The organism is Amorphoplanes friuliensis DSM 7358 (genome assembly GCF_000494755.1).
Taxonomy (GTDB): Bacteria; Actinomycetota; Actinomycetes; order Mycobacteriales; family Micromonosporaceae; genus Actinoplanes; species Actinoplanes friuliensis.
Map to the genome: position 1 here is coordinate 1,259,321 of NC_022657.1, position 15,173 is coordinate 1,274,493.

At 70.6% G+C, this 15,173-nt stretch carries 13 protein-coding genes; 11 read left to right on the forward strand and 2 right to left on the reverse strand.

Annotated features, from left to right (window positions below):
- Positions 1 to 3: 3 nt before the first annotated feature.
- The 11 genes from manA to hpf all read left to right on the forward strand — a co-directional run bounded on the left by manA (position 4) and on the right by hpf (position 12,817).
- Entirely contained in the window at positions 4 to 1,194 is a 1,191-nt protein-coding gene (gene manA / locus AFR_RS05800; RefSeq protein WP_023358967.1) for a mannose-6-phosphate isomerase, class I, read from the forward strand.
- Positions 1,195 to 2,207: 1,013 nt separating this feature from the next.
- The gene (locus AFR_RS05805) at positions 2,208 to 3,056 is read left to right on the forward strand and encodes a helix-turn-helix domain-containing protein (protein WP_052359659.1); all 849 of its coding nucleotides are present in this window, start codon (positions 2,208 to 2,210) and stop codon (positions 3,054 to 3,056) included.
- Between the two features lie 43 nt (positions 3,057 to 3,099).
- Positions 3,100 to 3,303: a DUF397 domain-containing protein gene (locus AFR_RS05810; protein ID WP_041840639.1), complete on the forward strand. Its 204-nt coding sequence runs from the start codon at positions 3,100 to 3,102 to the stop codon at positions 3,301 to 3,303.
- 140 nt (positions 3,304 to 3,443) lie between these two features.
- On the forward strand, positions 3,444 to 4,316 hold the full coding sequence (efeU, locus tag AFR_RS05815; RefSeq protein WP_023358970.1) for an iron uptake transporter permease EfeU: 873 nt from the start codon (positions 3,444 to 3,446) through the stop codon (positions 4,314 to 4,316).
- 12 nt (positions 4,317 to 4,328) lie between these two features.
- On the forward strand, positions 4,329 to 5,474 hold the full coding sequence (gene efeO / locus AFR_RS05820) for an iron uptake system protein EfeO (protein WP_023358971.1): 1,146 nt from the start codon (positions 4,329 to 4,331) through the stop codon (positions 5,472 to 5,474).
- 10 nt (positions 5,475 to 5,484) lie between these two features.
- Positions 5,485 to 6,759, forward strand: coding sequence for an iron uptake transporter deferrochelatase/peroxidase subunit (gene efeB, locus AFR_RS05825; RefSeq protein ID WP_023358972.1), 1,275 nt, complete (start codon positions 5,485 to 5,487; stop codon positions 6,757 to 6,759).
- Between the two features lie 103 nt (positions 6,760 to 6,862).
- Positions 6,863 to 7,552, forward strand: coding sequence for an MtrAB system response regulator MtrA (gene mtrA / locus AFR_RS05830; RefSeq protein ID WP_023358973.1), 690 nt, complete (start codon positions 6,863 to 6,865; stop codon positions 7,550 to 7,552).
- Positions 7,553 to 7,606: 54 nt separating this feature from the next.
- The gene (gene mtrB, locus AFR_RS05835) at positions 7,607 to 9,298 is read left to right on the forward strand and encodes an MtrAB system histidine kinase MtrB (RefSeq protein ID WP_084297912.1); all 1,692 of its coding nucleotides are present in this window, start codon (positions 7,607 to 7,609) and stop codon (positions 9,296 to 9,298) included.
- Positions 9,295 to 11,121 carry an LpqB family beta-propeller domain-containing protein gene (locus AFR_RS05840; protein WP_023358975.1) on the forward strand — a complete coding sequence of 609 codons (1,827 nt, stop codon included), beginning with the start codon at positions 9,295 to 9,297 and terminating at the stop codon, positions 11,119 to 11,121. The genes mtrB and AFR_RS05840 overlap by 4 nt, the downstream gene beginning before the upstream one ends.
- A 10-nt stretch (positions 11,122 to 11,131) precedes the next feature.
- Positions 11,132 to 11,956, forward strand: coding sequence for a ComF family protein (locus tag AFR_RS05845; RefSeq protein WP_023358976.1), 825 nt, complete (start codon positions 11,132 to 11,134; stop codon positions 11,954 to 11,956).
- Between the two features lie 240 nt (positions 11,957 to 12,196).
- Positions 12,197 to 12,817, forward strand: a complete 621-nt coding sequence (gene hpf, locus AFR_RS05850) for a ribosome hibernation-promoting factor, HPF/YfiA family (RefSeq protein WP_023358977.1) — start codon at positions 12,197 to 12,199, stop codon at positions 12,815 to 12,817.
- Between the two features lie 42 nt (positions 12,818 to 12,859).
- Here hpf and AFR_RS05855 read toward each other — a convergent pair whose 3' ends face one another.
- Positions 12,860 to 13,993, reverse strand: coding sequence for a GNAT family N-acetyltransferase (locus AFR_RS05855; RefSeq protein ID WP_023358978.1), 1,134 nt, complete (start codon positions 13,991 to 13,993; stop codon positions 12,860 to 12,862).
- Positions 13,990 to 15,111, reverse strand: a complete 1,122-nt coding sequence (locus AFR_RS05860; protein ID WP_023358979.1) for a GNAT family N-acetyltransferase — start codon at positions 15,109 to 15,111, stop codon at positions 13,990 to 13,992. The genes AFR_RS05855 and AFR_RS05860 overlap by 4 nt, the downstream gene beginning before the upstream one ends.
- Between the last annotated feature and the right edge of the window lie 62 nt (positions 15,112 to 15,173).

Genomic DNA, 15,173 nt, shown 5'->3' on the forward strand with positions numbered 1-15,173 from the left:
GCTGTGGCTGCTGTCTTCCCGCTGCAAGGTGTCATCCGTCCGTACGCCTGGGGCTCGCGCACCGCGATCGCCGAGCTCCAGGGCCGTCCGGCGCCGAGCGACGCCCCCGAGGCCGAGCTGTGGCTGGGCGCCCACCCGGGTGATCCCTCCACGGTCACCGGCCCGGACGGCCCCGTCAGCCTGGCGGCACTCATCGCCGACGACCCCAAGGGCCAGCTCGGCGCGGAGGTTGCGGACGAGTTCGGCGTACGCCTGCCGTACCTGATGAAGCTCTTGGCCGCGGAGGCGCCGCTGTCGCTGCAGGCGCACCCGGACGCCGACTATGCCAAGCAGGCCTGGGCGGCCCAGGAGGCCGACCCGGCAGCACCCCGGAACTACACGGACGCGCACCACAAGCCCGAGATGCTGGTGGCGCTCACCGCGTTCGACGCCCTGTGCGGATTCCGGGCACCGGACGTGTCGGCCGCGGCGATCGAAGGCCTGGCCATCCCGCGGCTGGCCCCGGTCGTCGCCGCCCTGCGCACCGGCCCGTCCGGCCTTCGCGACGCGGTCCAGACCCTCCTGACCTGGCCCGCCGACGACCGGGCGGCGCTGATCACCGAGGTGGTCGCGGCGGCCGCGAACGGCCCGTCCGACCACGCCGAGAGCTACAGCCTGGCCACCGACCTGGCCGGCCACTACCCGGGCGATCCCGGCGTCCTGGTGGCGCTGCTGCTCAACCTGGTCCACCTGGCGCCGGGCGAGGCGATCTGGATGCCCGCGGGCAACCTCCACGCCTACCTGTCCGGCACCGGCGTAGAAATCATGGCGGCCAGCGACAACGTCCTCCGCGGCGGCCTCACCCCCAAACGCGTCGACGTCGGCGAGCTCCTTCGCGTCCTGCGCTTCGAGGTCCTCGAAAACCCGATCCTCGCGGCGACCGAGGTGGCCCCGGGCGTCCAGACGTGGCAGGTCCCGGTCCGAGAGTTCGCCCTTTACCGCCTGACCCTGACACCGACCACCCCACCTCTGAGCCTCCCGGGCACCGGCCCCCGCATCATCTTCGGCACCCAGGGCGACGTGTACGTGGCCGAAGCCGTCGACGGCACCCCCGTCGAGGTCACCCCGGGTACGGCGGCCTACGTCCCGGCCGAGACGGGCCCGGCGACGGTCGCGGGCGTCGGCCAGATCTTCGTCGCCTCGGTCGCCGGCTGATCCACGCTCTCCTCGAAAGGCGCCGGGCCGGCAGGCCGGGCGCCTTTCCGTTTCCCGGGCTTCGGCAGACGGATGTCGGGGGACTGTCCGGCTCACCTCCTGCAACCCGGCGCAGTGCGCTCGTTGGAGTTGTTCGGCCTCGACAAAACGGTAAATTTCCGGATTTGCTTGACACAGCGGTTGCGGAGTGTGAATCTATAAACACGCAGCGTCAATGGTGATCGGGGGGTCCCACGGCGCGCGCGGTACCAAACCGGGGGGATGAACGGGGCGGCGGGTCTTCGGACACGTCGCCCCGTTCGCTGTCCGGCTGATCTTCTCCGGCGGCCACGGCAGCGGAGTGACGCCACGCCGACCGCGCCGGGCGCCGCCCGACCTCGGAAGGTCGCCCGCCGCCTGCCTGGCTCCTGCGGTCGGCGAGGTGGATCCGCTGCCGGCGAGGTTGCGGTTGAGGCAACGGTGACCGTGATGGACGGCGTCCAAATCACCACGACGGACGACGTGGTCGGGGCTGCCGCATCTTCTCCACCGTGACCGGGTGGGCCCGGTGATGGCCCAACTTCAACGAAGTTGGGCCTTCCTGGCCCCGACGAGGGCCTGGCATCGTGCGTCGGGGTCCGTCGCGCGCGAGCACGTGGCGGATGAAGCTCCGGCGATCGTGGGCAATATCGGCCCCTCAACACCAAGATCACCATGGCCGGGCCGTCGCGACGAGCGGTTGATCCCCGGATTTGCCGTCAAGGGGTCCGACAAGCTGGGCCGCACCGCGGACTGATCGTTCGGGGACATGGAAAAGCGAACCGGCGGTTGCCGCCACCGGTCCGCTTCCCTGTCTGCTGGTCGCCCCCGCAGGCGCCGGCAGTGGCCGCGTAGGTCGCGGCCCGGTGCAGGGTCTCCGCCCGGTGACCCGCACCAAAGCCTCTTTCTCATCTCATTAGCACACGGTCCGGGCCCGTCTGCAAGTGCAGAAAGTGAAGTGCAAGTTGCAAGCCGTGACCGGTACGGTGGGCGGCGTGGCCAGGCCGACATCGATGGCCGCGCGCCGGGAGCTCGGTGACGAGTTGCGCCGGCTGCGCGGGGAGCGCCGTGGCGCCGAGATTGCCCGCTTGCTGGGCTGGTCCGAGTCGAAGTTGAGCCGCATCGAGACGGCGCGGACGGGCATCAGTGAGTCCGATCTGGAGCGGCTGCTCCGGGCGTACGGGTGCACTCCGGCGGACCGTCTCCGCATGCGGGAGCTGGCGCGCCGGGGCCGGGCGCGGGTCTGGTGGGCGCCCTACCGGTCGTCGGTGGCCGAGCCTTACGACGAGTACGTCGCGTTCGAGGCCGAGGCTGTCTCCATCTGCGAGTGGGAGGCGCAGGTCGTTCCCGGTCTGCTGCAGACGGACGAGTACGCGCACGCGGTCATCGAGGTCGGCGCGGACGTCAGCGACCAGGAGACGATCCTGCGGCGTACGGCTCTGCGGATGGCCCGGCAGAGCGTCCTGACCAGGGAACCGCCGCCCCGGCTGTGTGTGGTGCTGGACGAGTCGGCCCTGCACCGGGAGGTCGGGGGCCGGGCTGTGCTCCACCGTCAGGTGCAGCGGCTTTACGACGCCAGTCACCGCCCCGGGGTGGAGCTGCACGTCCTGCCGTTCCGGGCGGGGGCGCACGCCGCGCTCGGCGAGGCCTTTGTCATCTTCGAGTTCGGGTCGGAGGAGCGGGCGCCGGTCGTGCACAGCGAGGATCTTGTCGGTGGTCAGTTGCGGACAAAACCTGGTGACGTGCAGATCTATCGGGATGCGTTCGAGGATCTGCGCGGTCGTGCACTGTCCATCAGTGAGACGCGGGACTGCATCGCCCGGACGGGCGATTCCCTGCGGTGACCTCGCGGCGTTGACCGGAGCGAGTATTCATCCGCTGAAGGGCATGACATTGCATAACCACGGTTTGACCTGGCGAAAGAGCACCCGGAGTGCCGCCGCCGGCCACTGTGTCGAGGTTGCGGCAGCCGCCGCGGCCGTTTTTGTCCGGGACTCCAAGGATGTCGCCGGGCCGGTGCTCGAGTTCGGCGCCGAGGGCTGGGCGGAGTTCGTCGCGGGTGTCCGCGACGGGGAGTTCGACCGCCGCTGACCGCTTCACCCGCAGGGCGGTCTCCGGGGGAGGAGACCGCCTTGTGACCTGCGTGATACGGCCGGAACTTGACGTGGCGGCCCGAGCCGTGGCTAAGGTATGCCGAGCCTTACTTAGGGATGCCTTAGCAACGGAGTGCCATGCTCGCCACCTACCTCATCGGCCTCCGTGAGGGGTTGGAAGCCACCCTGGTGGTGAGCATCCTCATCGCCTTCCTGGTGAAGTCGGACCGCAAGGACCGGCTCGTGCAGGTGTGGGCCGGCGTCGGCCTCGCGGTCGCCCTCTCCGTCTTCTTCGGCTGGCTGCTCAGCTACACCTCGACCACGCTGCTCCAGAAGTACGAGCACCGTGAGCTCTTCGAGGCCGTCACCTCGATCCTCGCCGTGGTCTTCGTGACCTGGATGATCTTCTGGATGCGCAAGGCGGCCCGTTCCATCGCGGGTGAGCTGCGCGGCAAGCTCCAGGACGCACTCGCGGTCGGCTCGATCTCGGTCGCCTTGATGGCCTTCCTCGCTGTTGTCCGCGAGGGCCTCGAGACCTCGCTGATCTTCTACTCCGCCGTGCAGGGCGCCTCCGACAACAGCCGCCCCCTGTACGCGCTGCTGGCCGGCATCGCCTCCGCGGTCGCCATCGGCTACCTGATGTACGCCACCGCCGTGCGGATCAACCTCTCCGTCTTCTTCACCTGGACCGGAGCGCTGCTCATCCTGGTCGCCGCGGGCATCCTCAAGTACGGCGTGCACGACTTCCAGGAGGCCAACGTGCTTCCGGGCCTCAACACCCTCGCGTACGACATCAGCGGCGTGCTCGACCCGTCGGCCTGGTACACCGCCCTGCTCACCGGGATGTTCAACATCACGCCGACCGCGTCGGTGCTCGAGAGCATCGCCTGGGCGGCGTACGGGATCCCGGTCCTCGTCCTGTTCCTGCGGCCGTCACGCAAGAAGCCGGCGGGCGAGAAGCCGGTCGCCACCACCTCAGAACCCACCCCGGCGTCCGCGCCGCAGCAGTAGGAGAACGTGCCCATGCGTACCACCCGAATCCTCGCGCTCGCCGCGGTCGGCGTCCTCGGCGGCGCCCTGGCCGCGTGCGGTGGCGACAGTGCCGACGACACCGCCGCCGCCGGCAGTGCGGGCGGGCCCATCACCGTCAAGGCGTCCGACACGACCTGCGAGGTCGCGAAGAACGCGGTGGACGCCGGGACCAGCGTCTTCACGATCACCAACGGCGGCAACAAGGTCACCGAGTTCTACGTGTACGCGCCGGGCGATCGGGTCATGGGTGAGGTCGAGAACATCGCGCCCGGGCTCTCGCGTGAGCTGCACGTCGAGCTGCCGTCCGGCACGTACGAGACCGCCTGCAAGCCCGGCATGATCGGCAAGGGCATCCGCGCCGCGCTGACCGTCTCCGGGTCGGCCGCACCGCTGACCGACGACGCCAAGCTCGCCGACGCCACCGCCAGCTACTCGCGGTACGTGAAGAGCCAGACCGGTGCGCTGCTGCCGAAGACCGAGGAGTTCGTCGCCGCGGTCAAGGCGGGCGACGTCGACAAGGCCAAGGCGCTGTTCCCGATCGCGCGGACCTACTGGGAGCGCATCGAGCCCGTCGCCGAGATCTTCGGTGACCTGGACCCGAAGATCGACGGTCGCGAGGAGGTCATCGAGGAGGGCATGGAGTTCACCGGCTTCCACCGCCTCGAGAAGGACCTGTGGGCGGCGAAGCCGGACGTCTCCAAGGACGGGCCGATCGCCGACCAGCTCCTGACCGACGTCAAGGAGATCGTGGCCAAGGCCAACGCCGAGAAGCTCTCCCCGCTGCAGCTGGCCAACGGCGCCAAGGGCCTGCTCGACGAGGTCGCCACCGGCAAGATCACCGGCGAGGAGGACCGCTACTCGCACACCGACCTGTGGGACTTCAACGCCAACGTCGAGGGCTCCAAGGCCGCGATCGCCTCGCTGCGCCCGGTCCTCGAGGAGCGTGACCCCGCGCTGGTCAAGACGCTCGACACCGAGTTCGCCAACGTCGACACCACGCTGACTAAGTACCGCGAGGGCGACGGCTGGAAGCTCCACAACAAGCTCACCGAGGCCGACCTGAAGGGTCTCTCCGACGCGATCAACGCGCTCGCGGAGCCGATCAGCAAGGTCGCCGCGGTCGTCTCCAAGAAGTAAGGAAGACCTGATGTCCGACAGCTCCCTGTCCCGCCGGCGGGCCATCGCGCTCGCCGGCGTCGGCGTGGCCGGGGTGACCGGCGCGGCGGCGATCGGCAGTGCCCTGGTCAAGGGTTCAGCCGGTGACACGACACCGCACCCGGTCGAGGGAGCTGTCGCGTTCACGGGTGAGCACCAGGCGGGCATCGTCACGCCCGCCCAGGACCGGCTGCACTTCGTGGCGTTCGACGTCATCACCAAGGACCGCGAGCGGCTGATCGGGCTGCTCAAGGACTGGACGGCCGCTGCCGCGCGGATGACGGCCGGCCGTGACGCCGGTGAGATCGGTGCGGTCGGCGGTGTGCCCGAGGCGCCGCCCGACGACACCGGTGAGGCGCTGGGCCTGCCGCCGTCGGGGCTGACCATCACGGTCGGCTTCGGCCCGACGCTGTTCCGGGACGCCACCGGCAAGGACCGCTTCGGGCTCGCCGCGAAGCGCCCGCCCGCCCTCGACGACCTGCCGCACTTCCCGGGGGACGTGCTCGACGACTCCCTGTCCGGCGGTGACCTGTGCGTGCAGGCGTGCGCCAACGACCCGCAGGTGGCGGTGCACGCGATCCGCAACCTCGCGCGGATCGGCATGGGTGTGGTCAGCGTGCGGTGGTCGCAGCTGGGCTTCGGGCGTACGTCGTCGACGTCGACCACTCAGACGACCGCGCGCAATCTTTTCGGCTTCAAGGACGGCACCGCCAACCTCAAGCTCGAGGAGACGGACCTGCTGCGCGAGCACCTGTGGGTGCAGCCGGGTGACGGGCCGGACTGGATGACCGGCGGCTCCTACCTGGTCAGCCGCAAGATCCGGATGATCGTGGAGACGTGGGACCGGTCCTCGCTGGCCGAGCAGGAGATGATCGTCGGCCGGCAGAAGGGGACCGGTGCGCCGCTGGGCAAGTCCGGCGAGTTCGAGGAGCCGGACCTCGAGGCCAAGGGCGCCGACGGCGAGCCGCTGCTGGCGCTGCGCTCGCACGTCCGCCTGGCCCACCCGACGACCAACGGTGGCGCCCGGCTGCTCCGCCGCGGTTACAACTTCGTCGACGGCTCGGACGGCCTCGGACGCCTGGACGCGGGGCTGTTCTTCATCGCCTTCCAGCGTGATCCCCGCAAGCAGTTCGTCCCGATCCAGCGGAGCCTGTCGCGCCAGGACGAGATGAACGAATACCTCAAACCGGTCTCGCTGGGGCTCTTCGCATGCCCACCCGGCGTGTCCGGACCGGACGATTTCTGGGGCCGGGCGCTCTTCATCTGACCTGGCTTTTTCCCGCCGGCCAGTCCATGATCAGCAACGGCGCCGCCACATGATCGCCGGGCGGTCACACGGGCCGAAAGGGGACAGTGCAATATTGGATCGCATGAGAGCCCGGGTACTCGTCGTCGATGACGACCCAGCGCTGGCCGAGATGCTCGGTATCGTCCTGCGCAGCGAAGGTTTCCTTCCGTCATTCGTCGCCGATGGCGAGCGCGCCCTTGCCGCGTTCCGTGAGAGCCGGCCCGACATCGTCCTGCTGGACCTGATGCTCCCGGGCATGAGCGGCATCGACGTGGCCCGGGCCATCCGCACCGAGTCGGGCATCCCGATCGTCATGCTGACGGCCAAGAGCGACACGGTCGACGTGGTGCTCGGGCTGGAGTCCGGCGCCGACGACTACGTGGTCAAGCCGTTCAAGCCCAAGGAGCTCGTCGCGCGGATGCGTGCCCGGCTCCGCCGGGGTGAGGACGCCGCGCCCGAGATGCTCACCATCGGGCCGCCCGGCAACCAGATCACCATCGACGTGCCCGCGCACACCGTCTCCCGCGACGGCGAGGAGGTGAAGCTGACGCCGCTCGAGTTCGACCTGCTGGTCGCGCTCGCCCGCAAGCCGCGCCAGGTCTTCACCCGGGAGGTGCTGCTCGAGCAGGTCTGGGGCTACCGCCACGCGGCGGACACCCGCCTGGTCAACGTCCACGTCCAGCGGCTGCGCGCCAAGATCGAGCCGGACCCGGAACGGCCGGAGATCATCCTTACGGTCCGTGGTGTCGGGTACAAGGCGGGCACCGGATAAGGGGGCCGAGGGGCTAACCTTGCCCCCGACATGCATGCTCCTGCCTGGCTTCCGATGCCCATCCGCCGCACCCTTCGCGTGGTGCGGCGGCAGTGGCGCGTGGGCGTGCGCCGGGGGCGCCGCGTCTCGGCGCCCGCCCGGCGTGCCTGGCGCCGCTCCCTGCACCTGCGCGTCGTCACCCTGACCCTGGTCATGTCCAGCCTGCTGGTCGGCGGCTTCGGCTGGTTCATCGCCGACCGCAGCACGCAGATCCTGCTGGACCGGGCCGAGGACGAGGTCAACGCCCAGATGCAGGGCAAGGTCGAGTACGCGTACCAGCAGCTCACCGTGCACCGGCAGGTGTTCGACAAGACGCTGCCGCTGACGATCATCGACACGGTCAACCGGCTCGCCGACGGTGACTCGGCGGAGAGCGGCGGTGCGATCGTCTCGCTCCAGGCCGAGCGGTTCCCCGAGCTCAAGCCGGTCACCTCGACCAAGGTCGACACCGGCCCGCTGATCAGCCCCGAGCTGGTGCACACCGTCGCCGACGACGGCCAGGTCGGCCAGCAGATCCGCACCGGTGACGTCAACGGTGTCCGGACCAAGTACCTCGTGTACGGGTCACCGGTGCCGACGAGCTTCGGTCAGGTCGAGCTCTACTACCTCGTACCGCTGACCACCGAGGACCGGGCGGCCAACCAGATCCGGACGACGGTGCTGGTCACCGGTCTCGCGCTGGTCATTCTGCTCGGTGTTGTCGCCGGCCTGGTCACCCGCATGGTGGTGACACCGGTCCGGGTCGCCGCCCGCACCGCCCAGCGGCTCTCCGCGGGTCTGCTCGACCAGCGCATGAAGGTCGACGGCGAGGACGACCTGGCGTTGCTGGCCGCGTCCTTCAATCAGATGGCGGCCAACCTCCAGCGGCAGATCGTGCGCCTGGAGGAGATGTCGCGGCTGCAGCGGCGCTTCACCTCGGACGTGTCCCACGAGCTCCGGACGCCGCTCACGACCGTACGCATGGCCGCCGACCTGCTCTTCTCGGAGCGTGAGGATTTTGATCCGGCCGTGGCGCGCAGCGCCGAGCTGCTGCAGGCCGAGCTGGACCGCTTCGAGAGCCTGCTGACCGACCTGCTGGAGATCAGTCGCTTCGACGCGGGTTTTGCCGCGCTGGACGCCGAGCACAGCGACCTGGTGCCGATCGTCGAGCGGGTCGCGGACCGGCTGGCCGGGCTGGCCGAGCGGGTCGGGGTCACCATCGAGCTGCGGCTGCCGGAGACACCCGTCATCGCCGAGGTGGATCCGCGGCGGATCGAGCGGGTGCTGCGCAACCTGGTCGGCAACGCCGTCGAGCACGGCGAGGGCCGGCCGGTCGAGGTCACGCTGGCCACCGACGAGGCCGCTGTGGCGGTCACGGTCCGGGACCACGGCGTGGGTCTCAAGCCGGGGGAGGAGCGTCTGGTGTTCAACCGCTTCTGGCGGGCCGACCCTTCCCGCGCCCGGCAGACCGGCGGCACCGGCCTGGGCCTGTCGATCTCGGTCGAGGACGCGCGGTTGCACGGCGGCTGGCTGGAGGCCTGGGGCGAGCCGGGTGGCGGGGCGCAGTTCCGGCTGACCGTCCCGGTGCGCTCGGGTGACCGTCTGGTGGCCGCGCCGCTGCCACTCATCCCGCGTGACCGTGCCATCGACGTGCTCCCGCTCGCCCTCGAGGCGGCGCCGGTGGCGGGCGCCGAGGACGCGGGCGAGCCCGCGGAGGTGGCCCGATGAGGCGCAGCCTGCGGGCCCTGCTGGTCGCGCCGCTGCTGGGGGCCCTCCTGCTCGGCGGCTGCGGCATCCCGGACAGCACCGAGGTCGAGCGGGTCGGCCCGGGGCCGTCGACCGGCACCTCCACCGGCGGCGACGTCGCACCGACCCGGCACAGCCGGGAGTCGACGCTGCTCGCCAAGACTTTTGTCGAGTACTACCTCGAGGCCGCGGCCGGCGACCCCAACGGTGCGGCCGAACGCGTCAGGCAGTTCCTCTCCCCCTCGGCGGCGAACTCGTTCAAGTTCCCCGCGCGCAGCGACCTGACCGTCGTGCACCTGGTCGAGGACCCCCTGGTCAACCCGGGCGACGACCGGGTGACGCTGAGCGCCAAGACGGTCGGGGTGCTGGGCCGCAACGGCATCCTCAACCCTGTCTCGAACAACTCGGAGACGACGTACGACTTCACCGTCGGGTACATCACCGGCGAGAACGGCCTCTTCGTGACCAAGGCGCCGCCGACGCTGCTGGTCAGCGACACCGCGCTCAACACGTTCTACGACCGGCGCAACCTCTACTTCTGGAACCTCGAGCACACCGCGCTGGTGCCCGACGTGCGGTACCTCGCCAAGGACGTGCCGTCGGAGCAGCAGCCCAACGAGATCATCAAGTGGCTGATCGACGGCCCGTCGGACCTGCTCGGTGATGCGGTCGAGCCGCTGCCCGACGGGACGGTGCTCGACGGCAACGTGCCCGCGGCGCGGGACGACAAGCTGCAGATCAACCTGAGCGGCCAGGCCGTCCAGCCGCCGGACGATCCGGAGGCGATGGACCGCCTGAGACGCCAGCTCATGTGGTCGCTGCGACCCAATCTGCCGGGAACGCTCGAGCTGCGGGTCGGCACCCAGGAACGCAACGACTACGACAGCACCGACTACCTCACCAGCAACCTGGCCTACCAGCTGACACCCACGCCCGAGCGGTTCGTGATCTACAACCGTCAGGTACGCCGGGTCTCCCGGTCGCTCAACGCCACCGAGGCGCTGCCGGTGCTGCGCCCCGAGGCCAACAAGGACGTCCAGGCCGCCGCGATGGCCGGCTCGGGTGACCGCCGGTTCGCGGCCCTGGTGGTCAGCGCCGGTAACCGTCAGGAGTTGCGGGTCGGCGCCGCGGCCGTGGGACAGCAGGCCGAGCTGGCCCGGCTGCGTCTGCCCGCCGGAGCCACCGGTCAGCCGGTCTGGGCTGTCACGTCGCCCGACCCGCAGACACCCGCAGTCGGCCTGATCACGGTCGGCGGGCGCCTCTACAGCTTCGACTCCGAGGGCGACGCGGTCACCCCGGTCGGCGGGCCGGGTCCGGCCGGGGGCATCGCCGCGGTGGCCGTTGCTCCGGACGGTCGCCGGATCGCGCTGGTGGCCGGTGGCCGGGTGTCGATCGCGTCGCTGTCGACCAGCGGCGACGGGGTGCAGATCCGTCAGTCGCGACAGATCCTCACCCCGCTGCTGCGCCGGGCGAGCGCCGTCGACTGGAGCAGCGAGACCTGGCTGACCGTCGCCGGTGACCGCGCCGACCGCAACCGCGTGGCGATCTTCGAGGTGACGGTCGACGGGACACAGATGACCGAGCGGCTCGAGGACATCGGCACCGAGGCCGTCACCTACCTGACGGCCTATCCGCAGCGTCCGACCGTCGGCAAGGAGAGCTCGGACAACGTCGCGTACGTCGCCGACGGTGACGCGTTCTCCGTGCCGTCCGGGCCGGTCCGGATCACCGTCGCGGACCTGGCCGACCCGGTGGCCGACCCGCCGGCCGATGTGGTGCCGACCGCGCCGTTCTTCCTGCGCTGAGCCGCTCCGCATGGCTGCCGCACGATTGTCCGGTCTCGGCGCCGACCTGGCCGACCTCGTCCTGCCCAGCGCCTGCGCCGGCTGCGACGCCGACCGTGTGCCACTGCGGTTCGGCGTGTGCGCCCGGTGTGCGAGCGCCCTGGAAGCCCTGACGCCCTATTCCACGGCTCCGGTGCCTCCACCCGCGGGCATGCCTCCCTGTACGGCTGTCGGCCCGTACGCGGGGGCGTTGCGAGGTGTGCTGCTCGCGTACAAGGAGAAGGGCCGGCATCGACTCGCCGGGCCGCTGGGCGCGCTGCTCGCGGTGGCCGTCGCCCGGGTCGCGACCCCGGGCCGGCCGGTGACGCTGATTCCCGTGCCGTCGACGGCGAGCGCCGTCCGGGAGCGGCACGGCGACCACATGGTGCGACTGGCCACACACGCCGTGCGACGGCTGCGAACGGCCGGCTGGAACGCTGAGCTGAGTCAGCCGCTCCGGGCGCTCCCGCGTCCGGACTCCGCGTCACTGGACGTAGCCGGTCGCGCTGCGGCGGCTGAGAGTTCGCTGCGAATCAAGGACGCCCGGATCCGGATTTCGCGACGCCGACCGACGATGAGAGGCACCCTGATAGTGGTTGACGACATCGTCACGACCGGCGCCACGCTGGCCGCGGTCACGGGTCGTCTCCGGGAGGCGGACATGCAGGTCACGGCGGCTGCGGTGCTGGCGGCGACAAAACTGCGCGGCGGCCGGGTGCCGGCCGGCGTGCGAGCCGCCGCGGCCGCTCCACCAGGGCCGAAAGTCTCCCGGTCCGTTCCCCGAACGAGGGGTGACTGGCGGGCGTCGGCAGGTTAGCGTCTTGGTGACGAGGGTAAGCGTCCGCACTTACCCGCCACCGGAGCGAAGTCGAAGCCCTCTTGCAGGGCTCAGCCCGCCGCACCGGAAAGGAGCGTCCTCGTAAGCCGATTCGGTCTGATGCGCGGTTTCGTTCCGTGATCCCGGCATCGCCGAAACCAGCACGCCGCGTCGTAGTACGGCGCCCCCGGCACCCCGTCGCAGGGCGCCCGCATCACGAAACGTTGGGGGAGGTCACGAGTGGACATTGTCGTCAAGGGCCGCAACGTAGAGGTTCCCGATCACTATCGGGAACATGTCGCCGACAAACTGGCCAAGATCGAACGTTACGATCAGAAGCTGATCAGAGTCGACGTGGAGCTCTTCCACGAACGCAATCCCCGGCAGTCCGACAACTGCCAGCGCGTGGAGATCACCGTCGTGACACGCGGGCCGGTGATTCGCGCGGAGGCCTGCGCCAAGGACTTCTATGCCGCGCTGGACCTCGCATTCAACAAGCTCGACGGGCGTCTGCGCCGCGCTGCGGACCGCCGCCGCGTACACCGTGGACGGCACGCGCCGGTGTCCGTCGCCGCCGCCACCGCCGGACTCCCGACCGACCTGCCGAGCCTGACGCCGCAGGACGAGGAGTCGTCCGTGGCGACGGATCTCCTCGAACACGACAACGATCAACCCTGGCGCATCGTGCGGGAGAAGGAACACCCCGCGGACCCGATGACCGTCGACGACGCCCTCTTCCAGATGGAGCTCGTCGGCCACGACTTCTACCTGTTCCACGACAAGGAGAGCGGCCGGCCCAGCGTCGTCTACCGGCGTCGCGGGTACGACTACGGCATTCTCAGCCTGGAGACAACGGGATAGCTGAGGAGAAGCCCTCCGGCTGGCGTGCGGAAACCCCGCGCGTCAGCCGTCGAGGCGCGCACCCTCCCGCAACAGGTCCTCGGCGACCAGCGCGAACTGCAGGTCGTCGCTGCGCCGGCCGTCGTGGCCCGGCAACCTCGACCGCAGGTACGCCTCACGTTTGAAGCCGGCCTTCTCCAGCACCCGCTGCGAGCCCAGGTTGGTGGGCAGCGCACCGGCGATCAGCCGTGCGATGCCCGTTTCCGCGAACGCCCACAACGACACAAGCTGTGCCGCCCGCGTCGGGAAGCCACGGCCGCGCCACGCGGGCAGCATGCTGTAGCCGATCATGGCCTGTCCGGTCCGGGGCTCCTGGTAGTACAGGCCGATCTCACCGGCGGGTGTGCCGGTGGCGACATCGATGATGACCAGGTCGGCCCGGTCGCCCGCCAGCCAGTGCGACTGGGCCCACGCACAGCGCCGCCGCATCTCCTCGCGGCTCGGCGCGATCGGCGGGACGGTGGTCGCCACCACGTCCTCCACGCTGTGCAGCGCGACGTAGAAATCGAGGTCGCCGGGGGTCAGCGGGCGCAGGCAGACCACGCCGTCGGTGAGCTCGCCGCCCGGCAGGTCCGGCAGCAGCCGCTCGACGGGACCGGGATCGTCGCCGGCCAGCCGCGCGTACGCGAGCAGGTCGTCGCGGCCGCCGTCACGGTTCGGGAGCACACCCCGGCGTACGCCCTCGGGCTGGAACCCCGTGGCCAGCGCCACCCGCTGACTGGGGGCGTTCTCCCGATGGGTGAGCAACTCGATGCGGGCCATACCGGTGTGGAACGCGTGCCCGGTCAGCGCCCGCACCGCCGCGGTGGCCACACCCCGGCCGCGCGCCCACGGCCCGACCCAGTAGCCGATCTCGGTCTGACCGCGGTTGGGCACCATCTTGTCCAGGCCCACACCGCCGAGCAGCCGGTCGGTCTCCGGGTCGGCGATCGCGTAGAGGCCGCCGCCGTAGGCGAACATGCTCGGCGCGACGTCGCTGATGTAGGACTCGGCCTGGGCGCGGGTGAACGGCACCGGCAGCGGCGGCAGGAAACGCTGCACCTCCGGGTCGCCGTACCCGGCCAGCAGGTCGTCGACGTCGTGCTGCTCGAAGGCGCGCAGGCGTACACCCTCGCCCTGGACGGTGGGAACGATCATGCCGACTCACCTTTCACCAGCGAACCGACCCAGCAGTCCCGCCGTGCTCCGTTGATCTCCAGGGCCTGCCGCAGCGTGCCCTCCACCGTGAAGCCTGCCTTCTCGGCCGCCCTTCTCGATGCATCGTTGCCCACCTCGGCGCGCCACTCGATCCTGGTGAGCCCGAGCGCCTCGAAACCCCACCGGCAGATCGCCTCGAGCGCGGCCGGCGCGTGACCGCGCCCGCGCGCCCACGGCGAGACCACGTAACCCACCTCACCCACGTGCGGATCTCCCGGCCGGATCCTCAGATCAACCGAGCCGATGTACGCGTCAGCGCCGTCAGCAATCGCAAAAACGGCCTCGGCGCCTCGCGCCCACCGCAGGGGCACGTTGTGGTCGATGTGCGTCCGCGCGTCGGCCTCGGTGTAGGGCTGCGGCACCCCGAACCAGCGGGCGGTCTCCGGATCGCTGCGGGTGGCGACCAGTGCCTCCACGTCGCCGGGGTGCGGCTGGCGCAGGGTGAGTGCCCCGGCGGGCAGGGTCGGGTGCGGTGCACCGAAGGTGCGTGCTGTGCGGCGTACAGGATCGGAAAGGTTTGTGTCCTCGGCAGTGAGATCGCCGGGGACCAGGGAGGCCAGCCAACGGATCTTGCCGCCGCCGTCGGCGGGCCGCTCGCCGACGATCCGGAAGCCGAGCCGCAGGGCGGTGACGCGCGAGGCGTGGTTGCCGATCGTGGCCTGCCAGTCGACGCGGACCAGGCCCAGACCGTCCCCGAAAGCCCAGCTCAGCAGGGCTCGGGAGGCGCGCTCGGCCACTCGCCGTCCGCGGGACCAGGGCGCGGACCAGAAGCCGATCCCGGCCGTGCGGGCGGTGAGGTTGATCGCGTTGAGGGCGACGGACCCGACCAGCTCCCCCTTGTCGAAGACGCCGAGATGCAGTGCGGCGCCCTCGGCCAGCCGGAGCGGTGCCAGCTCGCCGACGAAGATCGCGGCATCCGACAATTGGTACGGCCAGGGGAGCCCGGAGACCCAGCGATGCAGGACCGGATCCTGGCACGCGCGGTGCACGGCCTCCGCGTCACCCGGCTGCCACGGCCGGAGCAGCAGGTCGCCGGCGGTGATCTCGACCGTTTCCACGCGGCCATCCTGCCCGACACGCCCCGGGCCTCCAAAAGGTTGCAGCGGGCCGGATGATGCGC